At 67.2% G+C, this 25,343-nt stretch carries 18 protein-coding genes and 1 pseudogene; 7 read left to right on the forward strand and 12 right to left on the reverse strand.

Translation table 11 applies throughout. The features are described 5' to 3' along the window. Positions 1–2,144: 2,144 nt before the first annotated feature. Positions 2,145–2,327 (forward strand): annotated as a pseudogene (locus QX121_RS31685) (hypothetical protein); the annotation flags it as partial. A 181-nt stretch (positions 2,328–2,508) separates the two neighbouring features. Next, entirely contained in the window at positions 2,509–4,029 is a 1,521-nt protein-coding gene (locus tag QX121_RS25525; protein WP_315813387.1) for a hypothetical protein, read from the forward strand. Between the two features lies 1 nt (position 4,030). Here QX121_RS25525 and QX121_RS25530 read toward each other — a convergent pair whose 3' ends face one another. From QX121_RS25530 to QX121_RS25540, 3 genes are all read right to left on the reverse strand, one after another. Further along, positions 4,031–5,239 (reverse strand): CoA transferase, encoded by a 1,209-nt coding sequence (locus QX121_RS25530; RefSeq protein ID WP_315734282.1) that lies wholly within the window; start codon positions 5,237–5,239, stop codon positions 4,031–4,033. Positions 5,240–5,491: 252 nt separating this feature from the next. Next, on the reverse strand, positions 5,492–5,692 hold the full coding sequence (locus tag QX121_RS25535) for a cold-shock protein (RefSeq protein WP_315734280.1): 201 nt from the start codon (positions 5,690–5,692) through the stop codon (positions 5,492–5,494). A 253-nt stretch (positions 5,693–5,945) separates the two neighbouring features. Further along, positions 5,946–7,673, reverse strand: a complete 1,728-nt coding sequence (locus QX121_RS25540) for an adenylate/guanylate cyclase domain-containing protein (protein ID WP_315813344.1) — start codon at positions 7,671–7,673, stop codon at positions 5,946–5,948. Between the two features lie 226 nt (positions 7,674–7,899). Between QX121_RS25540 and QX121_RS25545 the strand changes: the two genes are divergently transcribed. Beyond that, a complete protein-coding gene (locus tag QX121_RS25545) occupies positions 7,900–9,405 on the forward strand; it encodes a glycosyltransferase family 39 protein (RefSeq protein WP_315813345.1) in 1,506 nt (501 codons plus the stop codon). A gap of 3 nt (positions 9,406–9,408) precedes the next feature. On the opposite strand, the gene QX121_RS25550 is transcribed toward QX121_RS25545, so the two are convergent. Then, entirely contained in the window at positions 9,409–10,437 is a 1,029-nt protein-coding gene (locus QX121_RS25550; RefSeq protein ID WP_315813346.1) for a TIGR01620 family protein, read from the reverse strand. Next, positions 10,434–11,897 (reverse strand): YcjX family protein, encoded by a 1,464-nt coding sequence (locus QX121_RS25555; protein ID WP_315813347.1) that lies wholly within the window; start codon positions 11,895–11,897, stop codon positions 10,434–10,436. The genes QX121_RS25550 and QX121_RS25555 overlap by 4 nt, the downstream gene beginning before the upstream one ends. 191 nt (positions 11,898–12,088) lie before the next feature. Here QX121_RS25555 and trhA point away from each other — a divergent pair, with 191 nt between their 5' ends. Next, positions 12,089–12,784 (forward strand): PAQR family membrane homeostasis protein TrhA, encoded by a 696-nt coding sequence (gene trhA, locus QX121_RS25560; protein WP_315734270.1) that lies wholly within the window; start codon positions 12,089–12,091, stop codon positions 12,782–12,784. A gap of 24 nt (positions 12,785–12,808) precedes the next feature. Further along, positions 12,809–13,600: an SDR family oxidoreductase gene (locus QX121_RS25565; protein WP_315734269.1), complete on the forward strand. Its 792-nt coding sequence runs from the start codon at positions 12,809–12,811 to the stop codon at positions 13,598–13,600. A 786-nt stretch (positions 13,601–14,386) separates the two neighbouring features. Here QX121_RS25565 and QX121_RS25570 read toward each other — a convergent pair. Next, positions 14,387–14,860 carry a MarR family winged helix-turn-helix transcriptional regulator gene (locus QX121_RS25570; RefSeq protein WP_315734268.1) on the reverse strand — a complete coding sequence of 158 codons (474 nt, stop codon included), beginning with the start codon at positions 14,858–14,860 and terminating at the stop codon, positions 14,387–14,389. Between the two features lie 86 nt (positions 14,861–14,946). Here QX121_RS25570 and QX121_RS25575 point away from each other — a divergent pair, with 86 nt between their 5' ends. Together QX121_RS25575 and QX121_RS25580 are read left to right on the forward strand one after the other, a co-directional pair. After that, positions 14,947–15,744 carry an SDR family NAD(P)-dependent oxidoreductase gene (locus QX121_RS25575; protein WP_315813348.1) on the forward strand — a complete coding sequence of 266 codons (798 nt, stop codon included), beginning with the start codon at positions 14,947–14,949 and terminating at the stop codon, positions 15,742–15,744. A 422-nt stretch (positions 15,745–16,166) separates the two neighbouring features. Further along, positions 16,167–17,867 (forward strand): outer membrane beta-barrel protein, encoded by a 1,701-nt coding sequence (locus QX121_RS25580; RefSeq protein WP_315813349.1) that lies wholly within the window; start codon positions 16,167–16,169, stop codon positions 17,865–17,867. A 428-nt stretch (positions 17,868–18,295) separates the two neighbouring features. Here QX121_RS25580 and QX121_RS25585 read toward each other — a convergent pair whose 3' ends face one another. The 6 genes from QX121_RS25585 to QX121_RS25610 all read right to left on the reverse strand — a co-directional run bounded on the left by QX121_RS25585 (position 18,296) and on the right by QX121_RS25610 (position 25,301). Further along, complete coding sequence (locus tag QX121_RS25585) at positions 18,296–20,101, reverse strand: hypothetical protein (RefSeq protein ID WP_315813350.1); 1,806 nt, start codon at positions 20,099–20,101, stop codon at positions 18,296–18,298. Positions 20,102–20,105: 4 nt separating this feature from the next. Further along, a complete protein-coding gene (locus QX121_RS25590) occupies positions 20,106–20,396 on the reverse strand; it encodes a hypothetical protein (RefSeq protein WP_315775366.1) in 291 nt (96 codons plus the stop codon). Between the two features lie 33 nt (positions 20,397–20,429). Further along, entirely contained in the window at positions 20,430–22,052 is a 1,623-nt protein-coding gene (gene mdlC, locus QX121_RS25595; protein ID WP_315813351.1) for a benzoylformate decarboxylase, read from the reverse strand. 109 nt (positions 22,053–22,161) lie between these two features. Next, positions 22,162–23,010, reverse strand: a complete 849-nt coding sequence (locus QX121_RS25600) for a MaoC family dehydratase N-terminal domain-containing protein (RefSeq protein WP_315786014.1) — start codon at positions 23,008–23,010, stop codon at positions 22,162–22,164. Positions 23,011–23,012: 2 nt separating this feature from the next. Next, positions 23,013–24,125, reverse strand: coding sequence for a CaiB/BaiF CoA-transferase family protein (locus tag QX121_RS25605; protein ID WP_315813352.1), 1,113 nt, complete (start codon positions 24,123–24,125; stop codon positions 23,013–23,015). A gap of 9 nt (positions 24,126–24,134) precedes the next feature. Continuing rightward, positions 24,135–25,301 (reverse strand): acyl-CoA dehydrogenase family protein, encoded by a 1,167-nt coding sequence (locus tag QX121_RS25610; RefSeq protein WP_315786018.1) that lies wholly within the window; start codon positions 25,299–25,301, stop codon positions 24,135–24,137. Positions 25,302–25,343 lie beyond the last annotated feature (42 nt).

Raw genomic sequence — 25,343 nt, forward strand, 5'->3', positions numbered from 1 at the left:
ACCGCCCGGATGGGCACATCCAACCGCCCGAACGAACTCAGATCTGGATAAAACTTGGGGGCAAGGTCAGCCAGTCGGCACCCGGCCTTCCCTGCGCCCTCCGACTAATGAGGAGGGAATGATCGTCAAAGCTCGGGCGCAATCGCGCCGCGAGAGCGGCTCCGTTCGTCTCCGCGTCGACCGCGCTGCGCCGCGAGCCGATCGGAGCCTGCTGACACCGGGCGATGCCGCCCAGAGCTGAATATTCGGGCACCGCCCGCCACATCTGCTCCACTTTGTTGGCGCAAATCCGCCCAGTATGAATCCCTAAAACTCAGGTAAGCCTTCCAAAAGTAAGATTTTGGCAATCAATCGAACGCTAACTAAGGTTACCAAGTGCTCAACGTCATGCGGAGACTCTGAACGTGAGCGACCAAAAGCCCGAACGGGCCAGCCTTGGCGTGGCCGATACGACTGGCATGGCCAGTGCGAGTGTCGACCTGATGCCGAAGACATCCGCGTTCCCCGATGCAGTCGACCTGGCCGTGCCTGCGATCGCGACCGTCGCCCCGCCCATGATCGCGCCGGATCACGAAGCGCCTGCGGCTGACCGTCCGGGCATTGACCCTAAGGCGGCGATCGTGGAAGCGGTGACCGCGCCCGAGCCGCAGGCCGAGGCCAACAAGTCTGAGATCAAGACCGAGATGACGGCCGACACCGAGATTGGGACGATCAGCGTCAAGCCGGTCAAGCCCGAACAGGTCAAGGTCGAAGCCCTTACGGCCGAGCCGGAAAAGATCGAGCCCGCCAAGATCCAAGCGGCGAAGCCGGAGCGAGCCAAACCAGAGCCCGCGCGGCTCGACCTGGTCAAGTCCGACAAGGGCAAATCCGACAAGGTCAAGCCCGAGCTGACCAAGGCCCAGGCGGCGGGGGGCAACCTTGCGGCGACGGGCAAAGTCGAAGCCGCAGCGAGCTCGAGTACTGCGAAATCTCCCTCGACGATCCTGGATCTGATCAGGACGGAGCCGGTCAAGTCGGAGCCGATCAAGACGGCTGCGGCCGATGAGCTCCTCAAGGTCGAGACACCGAAGCTGTCGATGCTCGCGGCCAATGCGCCGAAAGTCGGCCCGATGGCGGCGGCTGCGCCGAAGCCGGAGACGGCCATCAAGCCGGACGCGCCGATCAAGTCCGTGGCTGCCAGCAAGACAGAAGCCGTCGTCCGGCCAGAGCCGGCTGCCAAGCCGGAGACTGTTGCCAGGCCAGAGACTGTCGCCAAGTCGGAGCCCGTTGCCAAGCAGGCATCCGCGGCCAAACCCGAGGTGTCCGCGACGCGCCCGGTCACGCCAGTCCAGGCGGATGCCGGACCGGCGACCAGGGCGGGTGCTTTTGCCGCGGTCGACAAGGCCGCGGCCTGGGCCAAAGCGAAGTTCAAGACCGAGCCCTTCAAGTTCAATGCGGCGTCCAAGCCGGCGGCCGCTGCCGCAACGGCGGCCAGCAAGACCGCTGCCGGAGCGACGCCGCCACCTCCGCAGCCGGGCCAGACCCCGCCGCCGCATGCCGTAAACGGCAGGCTCGGCCTGCCGGCCATGGCTGCGATCCTGCTGCTGTCGATGATTGTCGGCGGCGTTGCCGGTGGTCTGGTCACGGCCAAGTTCGTCACGCGCTCCGGCGGCGGTGACGTGGCCGATGCGGCGGCAGGCGAGGCTACAGACTCCACGCTTGGCGCGACCGTGGCGCGGATCGACAATGATGTCGCCGCGCTGAAGGCGAGCCTCGACCAGACCAATCAGACCAGCCTCGTCGAGCTCAACAAGTCCGCCGAGCGTCTCGACCGGCTCGAGAAGATCCTGGGTGACCTGTCGACGAAATCGTCGGCCAAGCCGAGCGAGCTGCAGCGTCTGAGCGAGGCCGTGGACCGGCTGCGCGCCGCGCAGGCGTCCGCGACCGCGCAGGCCCCCGCGCGAGACAGCGCCGCGTCCGTGCCGCAGGCGGTGGGCGCGATCAATGCGGCGGCGCCGCCCGCGGGCGTGGCGAGCCGGGCCGACGCGGGGACCACCGAGGCAGCCAGGACCGAAGCAGCAAGGGCAGAGGCGAGCCGGGCCGAGCGGGCGAGGGCGGAGACCGCTCGCCCCGAGCCGAGCCGCGCGGAGGCCACCAAGCCCAAGGTCGTCGAGGGCTGGGTGCTGCGCGACGTCGGTCGTGGTGGCGCGCTGATCGAGGGCCGCGGTGGCCTCTACGAGGTCTATGCCGGCGATCCCGTGCCGGGCCTCGGCAAGGTCGACGCGATCCGCAAGCAGGACGGTCGCTGGGTGGTCGTCACCACCAAGGGGCTTGTCGTCGCGCGCTGACGGACCATCTGTTTTTGGAGACGAATCTGACGAGGCGCCTCACCGCGACGTGAGGCGCCTCGTCGCACAATTGTCCGAAGCCGCCCGCCTTTCGGCTATCTTCGAGGGCTAGCAGGCCGTCAATTGCGTGTTCGTGGAAGCAAGGAGGCGCGTCTTGCGACTGTCGGTATTGGGCCTTGTCATGCTGTGCTGCGGCTCGCTCGCTCATGCGGACGAGAGCGCGCCGATCGAGCGCGGCGCCGCCATCCTCGAGCCGTTCGCGCTGCGTGAGCTCGATAACGGCGCGTTCGGCCTCGGGAAGATGCTTGCGCGCGCGAGCGATGCGCCGCTGACCGACGCGGCATTGTTTGCGCTGCCGTCGATGATTCCCGTGCGCAAGGCGCTCGACGCGGAGTTCGACCGCTATGTCGACAAGCACAAGACCACGCTGCCGAACGAGAGCATCGGCGTCGGCACGTCCTACGCGTTCCAGCTGTTCGACCGCACCGTGCTCGATTCGCCCGATGCCCGCTTCGTGCTGGCCGGCGTTGTCAATCGCATGGATCGCGCCTTCGTCGATCCCGACCATTGCGGCGAGGTGCGGCTGCTGTACCGCCTGACGCGGACCACGCCGCCCGAGGCCAAAGATGGCGAGGTCGCCTCGCCGCGGCTGCCGATGACGCTCAACATCGTGCTCAAGGCGCGCAGCGACGATGAGGCCAAGCGCAATTCACCGAGCTGCGCCGAGATCGCCAAGCGCTGGCTGGCGACATCAGATCTGCAGCTGACCGGCACCGAGCTCGCAGCGAGGCTGATGGCTCCCGATGGCCCGCTGCCGCTGATCCGGCCGGAGAACATCCACCGCATCGAGACCAACCTGCAGATCGCGCATGCGCCGAAATCGGCGATCCGCGATTTCCGCACCGACTACATGATGAAGGTGTTCGACTATCAGGCCGCGAGCGGGACGTTCGAGGAGGCGGTGCTGGAGGATCAGGTCGATCGCGACCGGCTGCTGGCGGATGCCGCGCTGGCGCGCGAGTTCAAGGCCTGGCTGCTCGACCCGGTCCATCTCGGCGAGCTCGACCGCGGCACCGCGGTGATCCCCGAGCAGTTCCTGGCCAAGGTTGCGGTGGCGCCGACCCCGGTCGGATTCGTCAATTCCGATCTGCTGCCGGCCTACGGGCTGGTGCAGGGGAGCGCGGCCGGGCAGGGCGCGGTGTTCACCGAGGCCGACGTGGTCGGTGCGCTGGAGAAGGCGGCCGCGCAGGGCATCGTGCTGCAGAACATCCGGTCGGTCGCGGGCTTCGAGCGCCGCCTCAACGATTCGAGCTGCGGCGGCTGCCATCAGACCCGCGGCATCGGCGGCTTTCACTTTCCCGGCGTCGACTGGATGGCGGAGAAGCCGTCCAACACCGTCGTGGTGCCGGGCTCGCCGCACTTCTTTGGCGACCAGGTCCGCCGGCGCGACATCCTCAACGCCTTTGCCGAGGGGCGGACTCCGGATTTCTCGCGCGGCTTCGCCAGCCGCCCGCAATTGCGCGGCAGCGATGAGCTCGCCGGCACGGTCTACAATGACGGCTGGGGCGGGCATTGCTACGCGAGCCACGCCGCTGCCGCGGACAACGACAAGAGCTTCTCGACCTGGACCTGCGCCGCGAACCTGTCCTGTCAGACCGGCCCGGCGACGCGGTTCGGCATGTGCTTCATCGCGACCCGCTAGCTCAGGCCACCGCGCCGCGCGCGCGCAGGTCGCGGATGGTCTCGTCGTCGAAGCCGGCGCTGCGCAGGATCTCGTCGCTGTGTTGGCCTATGCCGGGCGGCTTGCGCGGGGTGACCTTGCGCTGGCCGTCGATGAAGATCGGGCTGTTGACGGTCAGCATGGTGTCGTTCTCGAACGGCACCAGCACCTCGTTCTCGATCATCTGCCTGTCGTTTGGAATGTCGTCGAGAATTCCGACCACCCCGAACACGAGCCCGCTGCCGTCGAGGACCCGGCGCCATTCGGCCAACGGTCTGGTCGCGAACACCACGTCGAATTCGTGGATCAGCTCGACCGAGCGGGCGTGGCGATCGGCCTTGGTGACGAAGCGCGGATCATCGATCAGCTCCTCCCGGCCGAGGCAACGGGCGAGGATCGGCCACTGCTTCTCCTCATTGAGGAGCGACAGCATGATCCAGCGGCCGTCCTGGCACTTGTAGTGATTGGCGACCGCGTTCAGCGCGCGTTCGCGTGGCCGCCGCTCGACGAAGGTCGCGCCGCAAAGCTTGGCCTGAGCAAGCACGGAGGCCGCCCAGACACCATTCGCCATCAGGTTGGAGGCGACATGGCAGCCCTTGCCGGTCTTCTCGCGCTGGTAAAGCGCCGTGACGATCGCGCCATAGAACGCCATCGCGCAGGGGTGGTCGCCCATCCCGGCGACGGAGCGGGCGGGTGTCGTGCTCTCGTCGGCGCGGACCAGGTCCATCAGTCCGGAGCGCGCCCAATAGGCATTGCTGTCGAAGCCGGGTTTGTCGGCTTCCTCGCCCTTCTCGCCATACCCGGTGAACGACGCATAGATCAGCCGCGGATTGAGCGGCGCCAGCTTTTCGTGGGTGAGGCCGAGCTTGGCGCGGACCGACGGCGGGAAGTTGGTGATGAAGACATCGGCTTCACTCACCAGCCGCTGCAGCACGGCTTGAGCTTCGGATTTCGAAAGATCGAGCGCGAGGCTCCGCTTGTTGCGGGCTTCGAGATACCACGCGTAGTTATGCTCGCTGCGCGGATAGCCCGGCAGGTTCGGCAGGTTGCGGTAGGGATCGCCGGCGCCGGGCGGCTCGATCTTGATGACGTCAGCGCCGAAATCGGAAAGGACGGTGGCGGCTGCAGGGGCTGCGATGAAGCTCGCGCAGTCCAGCACCTTCAGGCCATGGAAAATGCCCTTGTCGTCCATGATGCGTCGCTCCCGTCGCTTGTTTCCGCGCGCTGGAATTCTGCTGACGGCGCGGTTCGAGGCGCATTTGACCCAGGTCGGGCGAGCGAGGCAATGGCGGGGAGGGAGCCGAAACTACAAACAAACGTAAAGATGTGATCAGGAGCGGGCACCGCTCCTGTCTATTTCGACGTGTCGACAATCATGCTGGCTTGGTGAGGGAAACGATCGCGCCGAAAAGCCGCGAGGCGGAATGGCGCGCCAATTGGTCCGCTACACTTTCAGGTTCTCGGCCGAACTCCTGCCGCGGTTGGCAATCTCGTCGTACTCGATCGTCTGGCCCTCGTTGAGGGTCGTCAGCCCGGCCTTCTGCACTGCGGAGATGTGAACGAAAATGTCCTTGCCCCCGGCCGCGGGCTGGATGAAGCCATAGCCCTTGGTCGGGTTGAACCACTTGACCGTACCTTTAGCCATACGTCGCCTCCGCGGGACCAATCCGAGTACGAGCCGGCGGTCCCCGCAAACCGTCAGGCCCGAAATTCAAGACTACTGCGGTTGCGACAGGCGTGATAGCGCAAACAGCGGGCGGTTTTGGCCCGAAATGATCGATATCGTGGCGGCTTTGCGGCTTTTGACCGTAGCGCCACCGTTCCGCCAGTCACCGCGGACCCGCTGCAACCGTTCTCGGTATGACAGCGCAGGCTGCAAACAGGTTCAACGCAACGCGTCATGCCGCGGCCCCCTCGTCCGAGAGCATAGCGAGTTCGGCGGCATCCACGGCCGTCCTGACGCGCATCGGCTCAGCGCGGCCGCGAATCTCGACCTCGCGCTGCGGCAGCATGTCGGAGGCGAGTCGCGCCCGCGCGTAGACCTCGTCCGAGATGATCACCTGGCAGCCGAGGGTCTTCGTCATGTCCTGCAGTCGTGATGCGACGTTGACGGCGTCGCCCAGCGCGGTGAACACCATGTGGTCGCGATAGCCGATCTCGCCGACGATCACCTCGCCGCCGTGAATGCCGATGCCGAAGCGGATCGGCTCATGCAGATCATGGCTGAGGAACGCGTTCAGCTCGGCGATGTTGGCCGCGATGTCACGCGCCGCCTGGATCGCCTGGCCGCAGGCGACATGTGAATCGGCGGCTAGTCCGAACAGCGCGAGCATACCGTCGCCGACGAACTGATTGGGCTGCCCGCCATTCGCCAGCACGGCCTGGGAGACGGCGCTGAGGAAGCGGTTGACGATGAACACCACGTCGAACGGCAGCCGTTTCTCAGCGAGGCCGGTCGATCCGCGCATGTCGACGAACAGGCTGACGAGGTAGCGCTCCTGCCCGATTCCGGCACGCGAGCTGCCGCGCTCGCCGGGTGTCGGGTTCGGCATGAACAGTTGAAAGAATGAAAGATCGTCGGTGGGGCGCAACTGACAGGCCAGCCTGACCGACGGGTCCGCCGCGCCGATCTGCGCGAGCACGAAGGCCTCGCGAGGCGAGGGGGGCGGCAGCGCGCCGGGATCTCCGATCACCCTGATGCGGCAGGTCGAGCAGCGCGCGCGGCCGCCGCACATGCTGGCATGCGGTACGTTGTTGCGCAGACTGGCCTCGAGCACGGACAAACCCTTTGGCACCCGGATGGAGCGGCCATTGTTGTAGGACAGCGTGACCATGCCGCCACGTCGCTCATGGACCGCTCGCACGCCGCGCGCGGCGAGCGCCAAGCCGATCAGGCCGCCATAGCCGACCAGAAAGCCGTTCATGATGGTCTCCAGCGCCGCCTGTTCAGATGGCGTGCCGGTCTGCTTCAATGAAAGATTTTCGGCACGCCACTGCGGTGTTGCGTTGGCGGCGATGACGTCTCGGCCTCCACGGTAGAAGCCGAGCAGCGCCAGCGCCGGGAGCAGCACGGCGCAGGCGAGCAGCCACGGCGCCGCGCGCTTGTAGAACGGCTTGAGCCGCAGCCAGAAGTGCAGCCCGATGCAGCCATGCGCCCATGACGTCAGCAGGGCTGCCGACATCAACCAGATCCGCCAGGACGGGCCGGTCCAATACGAGTACAGGACCTGCGGGTACAGCTTCTCCTGTCCGTACAGGGTCTGCCCGATGCGGACGCCGGCGATGTGGCTGAAGATCAGCGCCGGAATGCTCAGGCCGAGCAGCAGTTGCAGCGGCTCCATCGTGCTGCGGCTGAATTGCCGGCGCTGATAAAGCGCCCACACGCCGAGCCCGCCATGGGTAAGAACGGCCGCATAGAACAGCACGGCGATCGGAAGAAACTGCCAGAACGCCACATGATAGGACACGCCCTCGGCGAGCGCCTGCAGCGAGATGTTGCCGAGCGCATGGTTGAGAAAGTGACTGAGCAGGTAGCTGAAGAGTATGAAGCCGCAGATCAGCCGCACCTGCCGCACACCGATGCCGCGACAGGCGGACTGCAAACGATGGTAAATCGAAATGGTCATGTGGTCCGTATGATCTGGAGCGGCAATGCTAGAGATTTATTCCCTGTTGTCCTAGAGGGCTGGTGACGGCGGTCATCCGGCGGCGCGAGCTGTGCGCGGGAACGTTGACTCGCCCGGCGGAGTCGGGGAAAAGCACCGCGTGACGGCCATTTCCCCAGGCATCGACAGCCCAGAGTCTCGGTCCACGCGCGCTGCGTGGCTGATGGCTGCGGCCGTGATCGCAAGCATGACGATCATCCGCATCGTCTATGCCGGGACGCTCGATCTGCGCACCGACGAGGCCTATTACTGGACCTGGTCGAAGGAGCTGCAGCTCTGCTTCCTCGATCATCCGCCCATGATCGCCTGGTTCATCCGGCTGGGCACTGCCCTGTTCGGCGATACCAATCTCGGTGTTCGCTTTGCCGGCATCCTCGCGATGGGGGTGACGCAGCTCCTGCTCGCCGACATCGTTCGCCGTACCACTCACGATATGCGGGCCGTGATCCTCGCGGTGCTGCTGCCCGAGGCGGCGCTCTACTATGGCCTGCTGATGGCCAAGGTGGCGCCGGATGTCGCGGCGATCCCGTTTGCGCTCGCGATGATCTGGGCGCTGGTTCGCCTCGCCGAGAGCGACGATGGCCGCTGGTGGCTCGCCGCCGGACTGTTCGGTGGACTGGCGCTGTTGTCCAAATTCACGGTGGTCATGCTGCTGCCGGGCGTGGCGGCGTTCCTGCTCGTTCCGGCCTGGCGCAGCCGTTGGCTTCTCAGTCCCTATCCATGGTGCGGGGCGCTGATCGCGCTCGCCGTGTTCTCGCCGGTGCTGATCTGGAACGTTCAGCACGACTGGGCCTCGTTCCGCTTCCAGTTCGTTCGCGCCACGGCGCCGCATGATTTTTCGTTGCGGACGCTGGGCGATTACATCGGACTGCAATTCGGACAGGTCGGCTTCGTCCTGCTGCCGGTCACGCTGTCGGCGCTGACGCTCAAGGCCTGGCGCGGCTGTCGCACGCGTGAGCCGGTCGCGATTCTGCTGTCGACGGCGGTGCTGGTGCCGTTCCTCTACTTCCTCTGGAAGTCGCTCACTTTGCGGATCGGTGACACCTGGCCGATGTTCATGTGGCCGATCGGGTTTGCGGCGGTCGCGATCAACATCGTCAAGATGCCGCAGGACGGCGCGCCCGCCTGGTTCGTCCGATCGACGATGCGCTGGGCGCGCATCGCCGTCGTCAGCGGCATTGCCATGGTGGTCCTGATCTTCCTCTACTACGTCGCAGCGCCCTGGAATTTCCTCGGACGAGCCGATCCGATCGGCGCCGAGGCGGGCTATCAGCAGGTTGCGGCGCGCGTTGAGCAGGAACTGGCAAACACCGGCGCCACCTGGATCGCAACCTCCGACTACCGCACCTACGCAATGATGCGGTGGTTCTTCAGAGGCCGCGTGCCGGTGGTCCAGATCAACGAGCGTGCCCGCTTCATCGGCTTCCGTGATCCCGGCATGGACCTGATCGCAGGACATGCCGGCCTCTATGTCGTGCGCGAGCCGGACAATGCCGGCCCGCTGCTGGCGGACACGACCGCGCACCGCGAGCCGCTCGGACATGTCGAGCGGAGCTGGCGCGGCCACGTCATGGACACTTACGCGTTCGGCAAGCTGACGGGCTGGACGCCGGAGCTGGCGCCGCCACCGGACTCGCCATTGTACCCATGGCGCTGGCTCGCCGGTGACCCCGATCACACGCCGCGGGCCTGAGCTTCATGCCTGGTCCTCCTGCTTGCGCAGGAGATCCTTGGCGAGATCCGCCAGCGCCGGCCGCGGCAGCGCGGCGAACGGCATCGGCCGCGTCACGTCGATGGCCGCGAGGCCGAGCCGCGCCGTGAGCAGTCCGTTGAGCACGCCTTCGCCGAGCCGCTGCGACAGTTTGGCCGCGATGCCATGCCCCAGCACCTGCTGGATCAGGCTGTCGCTCGCGGCCATGCCGCCGGTGATGGCGAGATGCGCGACGACGTGGCGCAACAGGCTGATCATGCCGAGCGCGCCGGGACGGCCGCCATAGAGCCGCGCCAGCTGACGGATCATCCGCAAGCTTGCCACGAAGACGAACAGCACGTCGATCAGCGCGCGCGGGCTCACGGCCGTGACCACGGAAACCCGTTGCGCCGCGACCGACACCAGCCGCCGTGCCTCGATGTCGAGCGGCGCCATCAGCTCGCGCTCGGCGAGCTTGATCATGTCACCGCCGTCGATGATGTCGTCGGCGTGGCCGGCAAGCGCGGCACGCGGACGCGCCAGCCGGGGATTGGCATGTGCGATCCGCAGCAGCTCGGCGACCACCTCGCGGCTCTCGGCGCGATCGTCGGACAGCAGCACCGCGGCCGCGCGCTGATGCAGCTTCTCGATGGTGGCGAGACGCACCAGCCCGTAGGTCTCACGGGCAACGACGGCCGCCAATGCAATCGCGGCTGCGGCCGCGAACCCCGCGCCGACATAGCCGAGGGCTTCGCTGCGGGCGAACAGATCCTCGATCAGTCTGACGACGCCGAGGCCGAGTCCGAGCAGGACGAGGCCGGCGACCGAGCCCCAAAAAAGCGCGCCCCAGCCGAAGCCGCGCCGCGCCGGCAGGACGGTCTCGACCGGCACCGGCAATTGCGCCGGATCGGCCTCCGGCGTGATCTGGATGGTGCCGCGGCCCGGCCGGGTGGCCTCTTCGGCATCGACCACGACGACGTCGGGATCGTCGAGCCGGAAGGTCTGGGGACGACGTGGCTTGGCGCGTTCGCTCATTGCAGCCGGTCTCCGATCAGGAACTGAAGGGCGCGGTCCATGCGGATATGGGGCAAAGCGGGCTCGGCGCCAGCATCTGGGGTCAGCAAAGGCGGGCGGAAGCGAAGAAAGCGGAAATCGGTCCCGTCGGCGGCGGCGCTCGACAGGCCGCGATAGGCGCCCCCCTTGAACAGCTCCTCCGGATCGGCCGGCAGCTCGCCCGGAAAAGTGGCGACCTCGGTGTTGCCGTCGAAGATCTCGCCATTGGCGCTCTCGCCGGCGGCGGGGGTGCCGAGCAGCGAGGGGAGCTTGTCGCGGCCGCGGGCGACCAGCGCCTCGCGCGTCGCCCTGACCGCGGCCAGCGCCACGACGTCGATCGCAGCGCCCGTGCTCTCGGCGCGCGCGACGGCATGGTTGACGGCACGCCGCAGCACCGCTTCGAGCCGGTCGTGGCTGGTGTGATGCAGATGGTCGGCCTTGGTCGCCGCGAACAGGATGCGGTCGATGCGCGGCCGGAACAGCGCCGTCAGCATGTTTCCGCGCCCGACGCGGAAGCAATCGAGAATGCCGGTCAGCGCGGCTTCGAGATCATGCAGCGCCTCGGGGCCGGCATTGAACGCCGCCAGCGCGTCGACCAGCACGATCTGGCGGTCGAGCCGGGCGAAGTGGTCGCGGAAGAACGGCCTGACAACGATGTCCTTGTAGGACTCGTAGCGCCGCGCCATCATCGCCCACAGCGATCCGCTCGGCGCCTGGCCTTCGGCCGGCACGTCGAGGGGCGCGAAGGTGAGCGCCGGCGAGCCCGCGAGATTGCCCGGCATCAGGAAGCGGCCGGGCGGCAGCAGGCTCATGGCGAAGCGCTCGTCGCGGCAGGTGCGCAGATATTCGGTGAACAGCCGCGCCGCCTCCAGCGTCGCCGGCTCGTCCTCCTGGCCTTCGGGGGCGAGCGTCGCCAGATGCGCGTGCCAGTCCTTGGCGACATGCGCGCGCGGCTCGCTGCGCGACAGCGCGAGGCTTTCTTGCGCCCACTGCTCATAGCTCTTGTTCAGCAGCGGCAGGTCGAGCAGCCATTCGCCGGGATAGTCGACGATGTCGAGCGTGAGCGTCCGCTCGGCGCCGTTGGCGCGCTGGAATTCGATCACCAGCCTGAGCTCGCTGATGTCGACGGTCGAACTCGGCCAGCGCCGCTCGGCGACCAGCGCCCGCAAATGACTCTCATAGGCAAAGCGCGGCACGCCGTCGTCGGGTTGCGGCGTCAGATAGGCGCGGGCGATGCGGCCCGATGCCAAGGCCTCGAACACCGGCATGCGCCCGCCGCGAACGAGGTCGTGGATCAGCGCCGTGATGAACACGGTCTTGCCGGCCCGTGACAGCCCGGTGACGCCGAGGCGGATGGTCGGGTTGAGGAAGCTCTCGCCATAATCGAGCAGGGCACGGGCCGAGAGCCGCGCTTCCTCGACGAGTTCGGAAAAGGTCACCATGGGAGGAGGGGGAATTCGCAGTTGAAAAGGGCGTGAGCGATTTTTGACAGGTGGCGATGCAAAACGCCGGATTCAAGCTCACAATTCCGGCCCGTTTCCGGATAGAACCAGACTTTGAACGGAACGTTGACCACTGGAAACCATAATCCTTCCGGCACAATTGTCCCGGAAAACCGGCACCAGGTTCTGACATGACCGTATTTCAACTGAAGCAGTTCGCCTCGACCTCCGTCCATGCCGCCACCGGCGCAATGCGCTGGAACTACGACAGGGTCGAGATGATCGCGGACGGCGTCGTCCACGTCGTCGGCATCGCCGCCGGGCTGGTCGCCGCAACCGTGCTCGTCGTGCTGACCTCGATCTATGCCAGCGCCGTCGACATCGTGGTGGTGTCGATCTACGTCGCGGGACTGCTCTCGATGCTGACGCTGTCGGCAACCTATAATCTGTGGCCGGTGTCGCCGACCAAATGGGTGCTGCGCCGCTTCGACCACTCCGCCATCTACGTCCTGATCGCAGCCACCTATACGCCGTTCATCGCCGCCCTGAAGGATACGGTATTCTCTGCGGCGCTGCTGCTCGGTGTCTGGGGCGTCGCCATCTTCGGCATCGTGCTGAAGCTGCGTTGGCCCGGGCGCTTCGATGCGCTCTCGATCGGCCTGTATCTCGCGCTCGGCTGGAGCGGCGTGATGATGTACGACCGGGTGATCTCGGTGATGCCGGCCTCGGTCCTGGCCTGCGTGCTCACCGGCGGCATCCTCTACAGCCTCGGCGTCATCTTCCACTCGTGGCGGCGCTTGCGCTTCCAGAACGCGATCTGGCATGGTTTCGTGTTGCTGGGCGCCGGCTTTCACTATACCGCGGTGCTCGATCTGGTCTTGACCTAGAAAATTCCACGAGGAGGGCTTTGCATGCAGGTGACCGGCAAGATTGTTGTGGTCACCGGCGGAGCCCGCGGCATCGGCAAGGCGCTGTGCGAGGCCTTTGCGAAGGCCGGTGCCGCCAAGGTGATCGTGGCCGATCTCGACGAAGCCGGAGCCAAGGCCGTCGCTGATGGCATCGGCGGCGCAGCCTTCAGATGCGACGTCTCCCAGGAAGCCGACATCCGGCACGTGATCGAGGAGACCGAGCGGCAGTTCGGACCCATTGCGCTGTTCTGCTCCAATGCCGGCATCGGCGGCGGCTTCGACCCGTTGTCGGTGAATGCCGGCGGCACCTCCGACGAGCCGTGGGCGCGCAGTTGGGCCATCCACGTGATGGCTCATGTCTATGCGGCGCGGCATCTGATCCCGCGCTACAAGGCGCGCGGCGGCGGCTATTTCCTCAACACGATCTCGGCGGCCGGCCTGTTGTCGCAGGTCGGCAGCGCGCCTTACTCCACCACCAAGCATGCCGCGGTGGGATTTGCCGAGAACCTCGCGATCTCGCACAAGGCTGACAACATCAAGGTCTCGATCCTGTGTCCGCAGGGCGTCGACACCGACATGCTGCGCGCGATCCCGAAGGGCCCGCAATCCGGCGACGGCGATCTGACGCCGGAGCAGGTCGCGCAGGACGTGCTGAAGGGCCTTGCCGAGGAGAGCTTCCTGATCCTGCCGCATCCGCAGGTGCTCGGCTACATGCGCAAGAAGACCGAGAACTACGACCGCTGGCTCGGCGGCATGGCCAAGATCCAGGCGAAGATGCGCGAGGAATTTAAGTAGGTCCAAGGGGAGAGGGCGCATTCACTTGCACCGCGCATAAGCTTGCGAATTCTAAGCGTGTAGGGTGGGCAAAGGCGCGCGGGCGATACTGTGTGCATCATGCCGCGCTCCCTCGCGCGCCGTGCCCACCATTTGCTCCGCGTGCGGAGATCGACGCTGGGCACGCGACCGCCCTGCGGGCGGCTGCTTTGCCCACCCTACGGCAGTGTCGCTCAGGCTCGCCCGATTCACATCTCAAACAGCTTCTGACACGACCTTACGGCCTCGCGGCGGATCACGCCCGAGTGGTTCGGTCGACACGACCCTCCAACACATGGGAGGGCGCAGGGAATGCCGGGTGAAGGCCTCACCCATGGCCCGCCTGCAGCAAAAAATGCAGGCGGCAGGTACCACAGGTGCAGCCGATCACCGGCATTCCCTGCGCGATGGTCTTCACGCTTATACGCAGTCTCCCTGGTGCGCCGGGCTGTTGGCCACCATTGTCCGCGCGGCGCATCAGCGCCATCGCGAACGTAACACCAGCATCGGGGTGTCAGGACGCTGCGACTTCACGTCCGCGGCCACGCCGTTCGTCCGCGTAGCAAGCTACGCTGCGGCATGGCCACGGCCATCGCATCCCGCCTCGCGTGTCGTGACGATCGCGCGCAACGCCCCTCCGTGGTGAGGCGGGATGCGCGGAAAGATCGTCCTGATTTGCCCGACGACGCAAGGCCGCATGCTGCGGCATTTCAACACGACGGGCAGTTTCGTCATGGTGCGTATGCGCAATCTGCCCGTCGGGCGCGCTCATGGCTCCGACGGCTGCATGTCCTGCTCTGCCGCGCGCCAGGCTTCGAGCGCGCGGGCGTACAGCAACAGGCCCTCGCACACCGTGCGCTGCTCGGCTTTCGACAGCGACGACAGGGCGCCGCGAACCTGTTGGCGGCCGAAGGCGTGCAACGTGCCGAGCGTCTTCCGTCCCTTCGCGGTGAGGCAGAGCGGCTTGATGCGGGCGTCGCCGGAATCGATTGTCTCCTGCAACTCGCCGCTGTCGATCAGCTTGCGGACCATGCGGCTGATGCTGGATTTCTCGAGATGCAGGATCGTGCCGAGCTGCATCGCGGTCAGCGGGCCGCGCAGGCCGATCTCCAGGATGGTGTGGACCGCCGACGGCGGAAGGTCGGTGGCGGCCAGCGTCGATTCCATGAAGCCGAGCTCGCGCACCATCAGGCGCGAGGCGGCGCGGATGTCGTCGACGAGCGTGAGATCGGGATCCGGCATCTTGACTCCTGCCATATAGTTGTATCATACAACAAATAGCCGATGCAACGTGGCATCGACGACGCCATATCGCCGGAGGGTCGGAGATGGGTGATACGCAGCTCACGGCCGAGGCACGCTTGACCGCGGCGTCGCGCATGCAGGGGCAGGTCTGCCTCGTCACCGGGGGCGGCTCCGGCATCGGCCGCGCCGCCGCCTTGAAGCTCGCCGCCGACGGCGCGGAGGCGGTCGTCGTCGCCGGGCGGCGCGAGGCCGAGCTGGCCGATACGGCGGCACGATGCCGGGCGCTCGGGGCCGAGGCCCTCGCGGTGAAAGCCGACGTCACGCGCGAGGACGACGTGGCGAGCCTGGTACAGGCAGTGCTGGAGCGCTACGGCCGGCTGGATGCGGCCTTCAACAATGCCGGTGTCCAGGAGCGCCGGGCGCCGATCGAGCAGCAGGGCAACGGCGTCTATGCGGACGTGTTCGACGCCAATGTGCGCTCGGTGTTTCTGTGCCTGCGCGCGCAGTTGCCGATCATGTACGCGCGCGGCCGGGGATGCATCGTGGTCAACGCCTCCGTGAGCGGCGTGCGCAATCCGAATGCGGGGCTTGCGCTCTATTCGGCCTCGAAAGCCGCCGTCATTTCGCTGACGCGATCGGCCGCGATGGAGGCGGCACCGCGCGGCGTCCGGATCAACGCGATTGCGCCCGGACGTGTCGTCACCGACATGATGCTGCGCGCCGGTGTCGGCGACGTCGCGACCGTCGCCGCCGGCCTGCCGCTGCGCCGGATGGGGCAGCCTGAGGACATCGCCGAGGCCGTGCTGTGGTTGTTGTCGGACGCGTCGTCCTACGTCGTAGGCCACGTTCTGGCGGCCGATGGCGGCTTCTTGGCTTCCTGAACGGCGGCAACGGCGCAAGACCCGCGATCGCCGAAGCCGGTCTCGGGCGAATGATCGTCGAAACGACATCATGCCGAAGTCCGAATTTCGCCGACTTTGGCGAAGCCGCGCAACGATCGTCCTCGTTTCAACTAATTAGTGCTGTCTGCGAACGCGGAGATGCCGCGGCGCCGCTTCGCGGCGGTTCATTGCGAACACCTCTCAATCTCGCCTGAAATCGTCCCAGCTCGGCAAAACTTCCGCCGACGTTTGCCGGCTATCTGCAAGGCAAGGGGAGCTCGTCGCGAGCATGCGCTGCGTAGTCGTTGCGGCGGCGCCCCGACCTGACGTCGTCGCGTGATATTGGCATACTCTCCGGCATTGCTTTGCAGGCTCATTCACGACAAAAGACCGGCGCGTTCGCGGTGCGGACCAAGCGGCTCATGGTGACGCGATCCCACCGCGGGGTCACGCTCGCGCTCGTCGAGGTGCTGCTCTTGACCGTGATGGTGGTGGATGCCGCGTCCGGACAGCAGACCATCAAGGCCAAGCCGACGGACGTCGTCCCGGGACGCGCCGATCGGCTGTTCTTCCGTCACGTGACGGCGCGCAGCATCTACTACAACGTTCCGCGGATCACCAACGACAGCCGGACGCTGATGATGCGCCAGGACCCGCGTGGCGTGAGCGCATTGTTGCGTCCGGTGCGGGAGGCCGGCGCGCCGTCGCTGGCCGCGCCAGGCAAGCCCGGCGCTCCGGTCGGCAGCTTCGGATTTGGATTCGCGGCGGTTCAGCCAGCCCGTGGCAGGCTCGTGGCCACGGCCGAGCCGGCGCGAGACGCTCAACGCGCCGCGCCGCAACCGGCCGCACGGCAGATCGCGGCAAAGCCCGCTGCAGCCGCCGAGGCGCCGCCGGCCAAGCCGGACGAGACCGTGGCAGCCGCCCAGCCCGCGGCCGTGCTGCGCAACCGCGACGTTCTTCCCGATCGCAATCTGAACACGGTGAAGCCGCAACCGGTGACCGCCGATGCGAAGCCCTACGATCCGACGGGGATGACGGTCGGGTCGTTCCTGGTGAAGCCGGCCGTCGAGATCCAGGCCGGCTATGACACCAATCCCACCCGGCGAAACGGTGGGCAGGGCTCGCCGGTCGCGATCGTGGCGACGGAGGTCGCGGTCCGCTCGCAATGGGAGCGGCATCAGCTCAACGCCGATTTCCGCGGCGCCTATACCGAGGACACCAACGTCCGCTCCATCAGCCATCCGACCTTCGAGGCGCGGGCGCAAGGGCGTTACGACGTCACCGAGGGCACGGCCGTCACCGGCGAGGCGCGTTTCGTCAACGACGCCTTGACGCTTCCGGGCGCGCTCAAGCTGCCGCGGGCCACCAGCTTCGGCGGCAGCGCCGGCGTGCTGCAGAAGATCGGTCCCGCCGAGATCGCGTTCAAGGGATCGGCCGACCGGGTCGTCTTCAACGATGCTGTCATCACGGCCAACGTGCCGCTGCGGACGCAGGACCGCAACTACACCCAGCCGGGCGCGCAGGTCCGCGTCACCTATGTGCTGACGCCGAACATCTCGCCGTTCGTCGACATGAGCTTCGATCGGCGCAACCACGATCTGCAGGTCGACTTCAACGGCCAGCGCCGCGATTCCAGCGGCATCACCGCGCGTGGCGGCGCCGTCGTCAACATGGGATCGCTGACCGGCGAAGCCTCGGTCGGCTATCTCACGCGCCGCATGGACTCGCCGCTGATGCCGAACGTCAGCGGCGTGATCGCGGATGCGACGCTCGCATGGGCCGCGACCGACACCACGACCTTCGTGCTGGTGGCGCGCTCGCAGGCCTCGGAGACGCCGGCGATGAACGTCTCGGGCATCCTGTCCCGCGACGTGATCCTGCAGATGGATCATCAGTTCGAGCCGTGGCTGATCGGAACGCTGCGCGGCGGCTATGGCCAGGATCAGTTCGTCGGCATCGGCCGCGTCGACCAGCGCATGTTCGTCGCCGCCGGCGGCACCTACAAGATGAGCCGCAACGTTCAGCTGAAGAGCGAGGTCCGCACCGAATGGACCCGCTCCAACATCGCGCTCAACAACTTCATGGCGGTGGTCGGCGTCGTCGGCGTGCGTGTCCAGTACTGAGCGTGTGATGGGGGTCGTTTGGCTGACCGTCGTCGCCAACACCACCGCCGACCCACAGGGCTATTGCAGATGGCCTTCCCATGGCGGCGCCGTCCCGGGCCTCATGGTTCTCAGGGCGATGCAGAGCATCGCCTGAACGCGCCGAAGAGCGGCGCTCCTTACCATGAGGTCTGGCTCCGATACCGGCGCTCGAAGGATGGCCGCGACATGATCGCTCGGTCGCGCACAAAAAAAGCCCCGCAGGGGGGCGGGGCTCAAGGCACGGCATGCCGGGCGGTGGGGGGGACCGGGGCGCGTCTCACGCGGCGGGGTGAGGTCAGGTCGCCGACGCGTGCGCCGTCCCCGATCGGTTCGGCATGTGGCTGGTGATGGTCTTGTTGTTATGAGCGGGTCCGCGCTGCCGGTCGGCGACGCGGACCGCAATCGCGTTACTGCTCGAGCGCGGCCAGCGCAGCGTTGCCGATCTGCTGCGCCTCGGCCCAGGCGGCCTGGGTCGCCTGCTGAGCGGCGGTGTAGCCGGCCTGGATCTGCTGTTGAGCCGTCGCGCGCAGCGCCCCCTCCTGCTGCTCGCCGGTTTCGCGCGCCTGGGTCAGGGCCTGGTTGTCGGCGTTCAGCGTCGCATTGGCCTGGTTGAAGGCGTTGGCGGTGGTCTGCGCCTTGGCCTGGGCCGCCGCCAGCGCGGCCTGGTTGGCCGCATTGTTGGCACGCTCGAGGACCTCGGCGGCCTCCTGCGCATCCTGCTTGGCCTGCTGTGCCGCCTGACGCGCCTGCTCCAGGGCCTGCCGGTCGGCATTCACCTTCTGCTCGGCCGCTTCCACCGTCGCATCGATCGTGCCGATCTTCTGGTTCAGCGCGGCCTCGACCGTCTTCTGGTTCTGGGTCGCAGCCGCCTGCGCGGCCTGGGTCTTCTGCTGGGCGACCGCGCGGGCCTGCTCGCCGGTCTTCAACGCCGCCTGCAGCGCGGCCTGCTCGGCGGCTTCCTGGGCCGCCTGGTTCTGCTGGTTGTTGTTATTGTTGTTGTTGCCGCCGTTGCCGGCCGCCGCTCCGCCATTGTTGGCATTGCCGCCATTGTTGGCGTTGCCACCATTGTTGGCGTTTCCGGCGGCCTGGCCGGCCTGCTGGGCCGCCTTCGCGGCGGCCTCGGCGGTCTCGCGCGCCGTGTCCTTGGCGGCGTTGGCGGCTTCCTTGGCCTCGTTGGAGACGTCGATGTCCTTGTCGAGCTTCTGGAAGGCCGCCTGCAGCGCGGCCGAGGCGGCCGTCAGCTTCGCGGCATTCGCCGTCGCCGCCGCCTGGTTGGCCGCGGTTGGGTTCTTCTCGGCCTGCTCCTGGGCCTCGATCGCGGCGCCTCGTGCGTTCTGCTCGGCCTGACGCGCGACATCGATCGCCTTGCGGTCGGCGGCGACCTGCGCCTCGGCGGCGGCGGCGGTCTGCGCGGCGGCCGCGGCCGCCGCGTTGGCCTTGGCGACGGCATCGGTGCTGCTCGACGCCGCGGCAGCCGCCTTGGCCGGGGTTGCTGCGGCGGCAGGCGTGGCGGTGGCCTTTGCGAGGGCGACAGTGGTGGTTGCCGCCGCTGCGGCGGCCGCGGCCGGCTTGGCAGCGCTCGTGCTCGTGCCCGTGGTGGTCGCGGTTGCAGTCTTGGCCGTGCCAGTCGTCGTCGTTGCCGCGGTGGCGGCCGCGGCGGGCTTGGCTGTGCTGGCCGCCGTAGTGGTGGCCGCGACGGGCTTGGCCGCGGTGCTGGCCGTTGCAACCGTGGCCGTCGGGGTTGCGGCGGCGGTCTTGGCTGCCGTGCTCGCTGCGGTGGCGGCTGCCGTTGCTGCGGCCGTGGTGGCCGCCTTGGCGGCGGCGCTGGTCGCGGCCTTTGCGGCGGCGTTGGCGGCGGCCTTTGAAGCGGCGTCGGCTGCGGCCTTGGCGGCGGCGTTGGTTGCAGCCTTTGCAGCGGCGTTAGCTGCCGCCTTTGCAGCGGCATCGCTCGCCGCCTTCGCCGCAGCCTTGGCAGCGGCGTCCTGCGCCGCCTTGGCGGCGGCAGCGGCTGCGGCCTTCGCCGCCGCATCCTGCGCCGCCTTCGCGGCGGCGTTCGTGGTGGCCGAAGTGGCAAGGGCGGTGGTCATGGCCTGCGCATTGGCCTGATGCGGCAGCGCCATCATCGTCAGGGCGGTCATCAGGGCCAGCACGCTGACATGGCGATAGAGATCGGTCCTCGACGCTGCGGTTTGAAGGTTCTTCTTGTCCGCCATCAGCTCAACTCCCTTGGTACGCTGGATTGGATGATGGAACCTTTTGAAAATGATTTTGGCTTGCAGCATGGTCGGACCTTGCAAGCAGCAAGGCGTCCGCCTGCAAGCTGACGGCAGGATTTCGCGATGTTTGCGGCGAGCCGGCCGCGACGAGATGGCGCAGGGGAACAGAAAGCTTTTGAAACAAGCGGTTGCCGTCGGTACGCCGGTTGCACGGTTGCGGCGGGCCGATGAGCATTTCGCGGCGAGCCATGCTGCCGCCATTGAAGATGCGACGCATTGTCGCATATGTCATGATTGACAAGTCGTCCGCTGTGCGAACGTCGGATCAGCCCTTCCGGGCGTAGAGCAGCGGGACCGCGGCGTCGACCATCACCTCGACGAGGCTCGTGCCGGCATGTGCGAGGGCTCGCGTCAGCGCACTGGCGAGCTCGGCGGCATTGCTCACGCGCACTGCATCGCAGCCCATGCCTTCCGCGAGCTTGACGAAATCGAGGCCGGGCAGCTCGAGCCCGGGCACGTTGCGCACCTGCATGACCTGGCTGAACGAGCGCATCGCGCCATAGCCGGAATTGTTGATGACGACGACCGTCAGCGGCAGCCTGCGCTGCGTGGCGGTCCACAGCGCCTGCAGCGAATACATCGCCGAGCCGTCGCCGATCAGGCACACCGTGCGGCCCGCGGTGCGCCCCAGCGCCATACCGACCGCCGCCGGCAGGCTGTAGCCGAGCCCGCCGCTCGCCATCGTGTAGAACGAATCCGCGCCGGGCATCGGCATGTAATTGTGCATCAGCGGCCGATGCGAGGGGATCTCCTCGACCACGGCGCTGCCCGCCGGAAGCGCCTGCGCCAGCGTATGCAGGAGATAGTCGACCGGGATCGGATCGGCCCGCTTCGGCGCGGCCGGCAGCACGCGGCCCTTCGGCGCCGCGCGCCTGGTCTCCGGCAGCAACTCCAGCAACAGCTCCAGCGCCGGCCGCATGGTGGCAATGATGCTGGTGCCGATCGGCGGCACGGCGGCGCCTTCGGCATCGTCGGTGACCTGATAGAGCGTGGTGGCGCCGTCGAAGATCGCGGCATGGCCCTCGACATGGAAGGTGAACACCGGGGCGCCGATCACGACGACGAGGTCGTGCGGCTTCAGGGCGTCGGACAATTGTCCGGGCGAGGCGTGCAGAAAGCCCTGGAATTGCGGATGGCGCTCGGGAAACGCGCAGCGCGCCGAGAACGGGCTGACCCAGACCGCGGCCTTGGCCTTCTCGGCGACCTCGACCATCAGTTCGACGCAGCCGGCGCGGTCGATGCCGGGGCCGACCACGAGCGCGGGATTCTTCGCGGCGGCGAGCGCGCCCGCCAGTTCGTCCATCGCGGCGCGATCGGGGCCGAGCTCACGGCTGACCTTGCGCGCGGCAACGGGCTGCGCCGGATGCATCCAGTCGTCGATCGGGATCGAGACGAAGGTCGGCCCGCAGGGCGGCTGCATCGCGGTGTAGTAGGCGCGGGCGATCGCAGCGGGCACGTCCTGCGGCCGCGCCGGCTCGACGCTGTATTTGACGTAGGGGCGCGGGAATTCGGACGGACGCTCGGCATAGAGAAAGGCCTGCAGCGGCAGGATCGCGCGCGCCTGCTGGCCGGCGGTGATCACCAGCGGCGTCTGGTTGCGATGCGCGGTGTAGATGTTGCCGAGCGCGTTGCCGACGCCGGCCGCCGAATGCAGATTGACGAAGCCGGCATTGCGCGTCGCCTGGGCATAGCCGTCGGCCATGCCGACCACCGAGGCCTCCTGCAGGCCGAGCACGTAGTCGATGTCGTCGGGCCAGTCGCTGAGGAAGGGCAGCTCGGTCGAGCCGGGATTGCCGAAGACTTTTTTGATGCCGAACGCGCGCAGCAGTTCGAACGTGGCCTGCTTGACGGTGACGGGTTTGGTTGTTGTTCTTGTGGTTTTTGGCACGGCGTTTCCTCGAATGACCGTCATTGCGAGGAGCGAAGCGACGAAGCAATCCAGAGTCGCGGGTGGAACTCTGGATTGCGTCGCTTCGCTCGCAATGACGAGACCGACTTCACCAATTCGCGGTGCCCTTCATCGTCGGCTGGCGCTCGGCGTTGGCGGTCCACAGCTCCAGGCCGCCATCCTTGTCATTCGCATTCACCGAGAACGCGCTGCCCTCGAACAAAGGCTGCACGCCGCGATAGGCGAACTTGGCCGGCGGCTTGCCCTTGAGCCTAGCGGCGAACTCGACCAGCAGCGCGGCCTGCAAAGGTCCGTGGAAGATCAGGCCCGGATAGCCTTCGACCCTGGTGACGTAGTCGCGGTCGTAATGGATGCGATGGCCGTTGAAGGTCAGGGCGGAATAGCGAAACAGCAGCACGGCATCGGAGATACGCGTCTCGCTGTGCTGCGCGACCGGTGGAGGCGGCGGCGCTTTTGCCGGCGCAGCCTGCGCGCCGCCCATGTCGCGATAGACGATGTCCTGGCGCTCGCGGATCGCGACGCCGCGCGGCGTGGTCACGACGTGCTCGACGGCGACGAAGCAGAGCTGGCCGGTCGAACCGCTCTTCAGGGTGACGTCTGAGATCGTCGAGACGCGGGTGGCGACATCGCCGACGCGCAAGGGATCGATGAACTGCACCTCGCCGCCCGCCCACATGCGGCGCGGCAAGGGTACCGGCGGCAGGAAGCCGCCGCGGGTGGGATGGCCGTCGGGGCCGAGCTGATCGTGCGGAAACACGGGCTGGCCCAGGCACCAATGCACCGTGTAGGGCGCGATGTCGCCGGTTGTCGGCTCGCCGATGTCCTGGAACAGCGTCGCGCGCAGGCCCTTGGTGAGCTGCGCGGTGACGATGTCGGTCGCCTCGGCGCTGCGGCCGACCCATTGCCGGAGATGGTCGAGATCGAGCGTGTCCGTCATGATCATCCCTTGCGCTGATGGGGCGAAGCGGCCTCGCCGATCGCGGGCACGGCGCCGTAATGCCTGTCCTCGCCGACCACGATCGCCGCCGGCGCGGGATAGCTGACGACGCCGTTCGGCGTGTTCACCTCGATGCGCCGCAGATGCGGATGGACCGAGAGATCCGCCATGCTATTGACCTCGGCGAAGGCGATGTCGGCCGCGGCGAGCTTGGCCAGCAGCGCGTCGCGCGACAATGCCGCGAAGCGCTCGGCGACGATGCCGTCGGTCAGCGCACGATTGCGCACGCGTTCGACCATGTTGGCGAAGCGCGGGTCGTCGGGCAGGGCCGGCTGGTCCAGCACCTTGGCGCACAGCGTCTTCCACTCGCGCTCGCTCTGGATCGAGATCAGGATGTCCTTGCCGTCTTTCGAGGTGAACACGCCATAGGGCGCGATCGAGGGATGGGCGAGGCCGATGCGCTTCGGCGCGTTGCCGGCTTCCGCGTTGAGCAGCGGCACGGTGAGCCAGTCGGCCATCACGTCGAACATCGAGATCCTGATATCGGCGCCCTCATTGGTGCGGCCGCGCCTGATCAGCGCCTCCAGGATCGCGGCATGCGCCGTCGCGCCGGTCGCGACGTCGACGATCGACATGCCGACCCGCGACGGACCGTCGGGGCCGCCGGTGATCGAGGCCAGTCCGCTCTCGGCCTGGATCAGCAGGTCATAGGCCTTGCGGTCGGCATAGGGACCGGAGTCGCCGTAGCCGGTGATGGTGCAGCAGATCAGCTTCGGATAGTCCTGGCGCAGCCGCTCGCGGGCGAAGCCCATTCTGTCCATCGAGCCGGGCTTGAGGTTCTGCAAGAGAACGTCGGCGCCGGCGATCAGCTTCTCCAGCTCGGCGCGACCTTCCGGTTTTGAAAGGTCGACGATGACGGAGTCCTTGCCGCGGTTGAGCCAGACGAAGTAGCTGCTCTGGCCCTTGGCGGCGGCGTCGTAGCCTCGGGCGAAATCGCCCTCGGGCCGTTCGATCTTGATGACATGGGCGCCGGCATCGGCGAGGCGCGACGAGCAGAACGGCGCGGCCACCGCCTGCTCGACGGCGACGACAATGATCCCTTCAAGCGGCAGCATGGCAGGACCTCAATACGACCTGGGCATGCCGAGCACGTGCTCGGCGACGTAGGACAGGATGAGGTTGGTCGAGATCGGCGCCACCTGATATAGCCGCGTCTCGCGGAATTTGCGCTCCACGTCGTATTCCTCGGCGAAGCCGAAGCCGCCATGGGTCTGGATGCAGGCATTGGCCGCCTCGAACGACGCATCGGCCGCCAGCATCTTGGCCATATTGGCCTCGGCGCCGCAATCGAGCCCCGCCTCGTATTTGCGGGTCGCTTCCTTGACCATCAGCTCGGCCGCGCGCATCGACGCATAGGCCTTGGCGATCGGGAACTGGATGCCCTGGTTCTGGCCGATCGGGCGGCCGAACACGACGCGCTCCTTGGCATAGGCGGTGGCCTTGGCGATGAACCATTTGGCATCGCCGACGCATTCGGCCGCGATCAGGATGCGCTCGGCGTTCATGCCGGAGAGGATGTAGCGGAAGCCCTTGCCTTCCTCGCCGATCAGGTTCTCCGCCGGCACCCGCATGTCGGTGAAGAAGACTTCCGTCGTGGCGTGGTTCATCATGGTCCGGATGGGGCGGATGGCGAGCCCGGCCTTCTTGGCCTCGCGCATGTCGACGATGAAGACGGAGAGGCCGTCGGTGCGCTTCTGCGCCTGGTCCTTCGGCGTGGTGCGCGCCAAGAGGATCATCAGGTCGGAATATTCGGCGCGGCTGGTCCAGATCTTCTGGCCGTTGACGACGTAGCTGTCGCCGTCGCGCCTGGCGAAGGTCTTCAGCGACGATGTGTCGGTGCCCGAGGTCGGCTCGGTCACGCCGAACGCCTGCAGCCGCAATTCGCCGCTCGCGACTTTTGGCAGCCACTTGGCCTTCTGCTCGGCATTGCCATGACGCAGCACCGTGCCCATCGTGTACATCTGGGCATGACAGCCGCCGCCATTGCAGCCGGCGCGCTGGATCTCTTCGAGGATCGCCGCCGCCGCCGACAGCTTCAGGCCGGCGCCGCCATATTCCTCGGGGATCAGCACGGAGAGATAGCCGGCCTGTGTCAGCGCATCCACGAAGGCGGACGGGTAGGCCATCTCGCGATCGAGCTTGCGCCAATACTCACCGGGGAACTGGGCGCAGAGCTTTGCCACCGCGTCGCGGATGTCGGCATAATCGTCGTGCGGATGGTGTTCGGTCATGCGCTGCTCCGCGGACCGCTGTCGCGCGGCCCCGCGGTCTCC

Origin of the sequence: Bradyrhizobium sp. SZCCHNR2028, from assembly GCF_032380995.1 — a bacterium.
Taxonomy (GTDB): Bacteria; Pseudomonadota; Alphaproteobacteria; order Rhizobiales; family Xanthobacteraceae; genus Bradyrhizobium.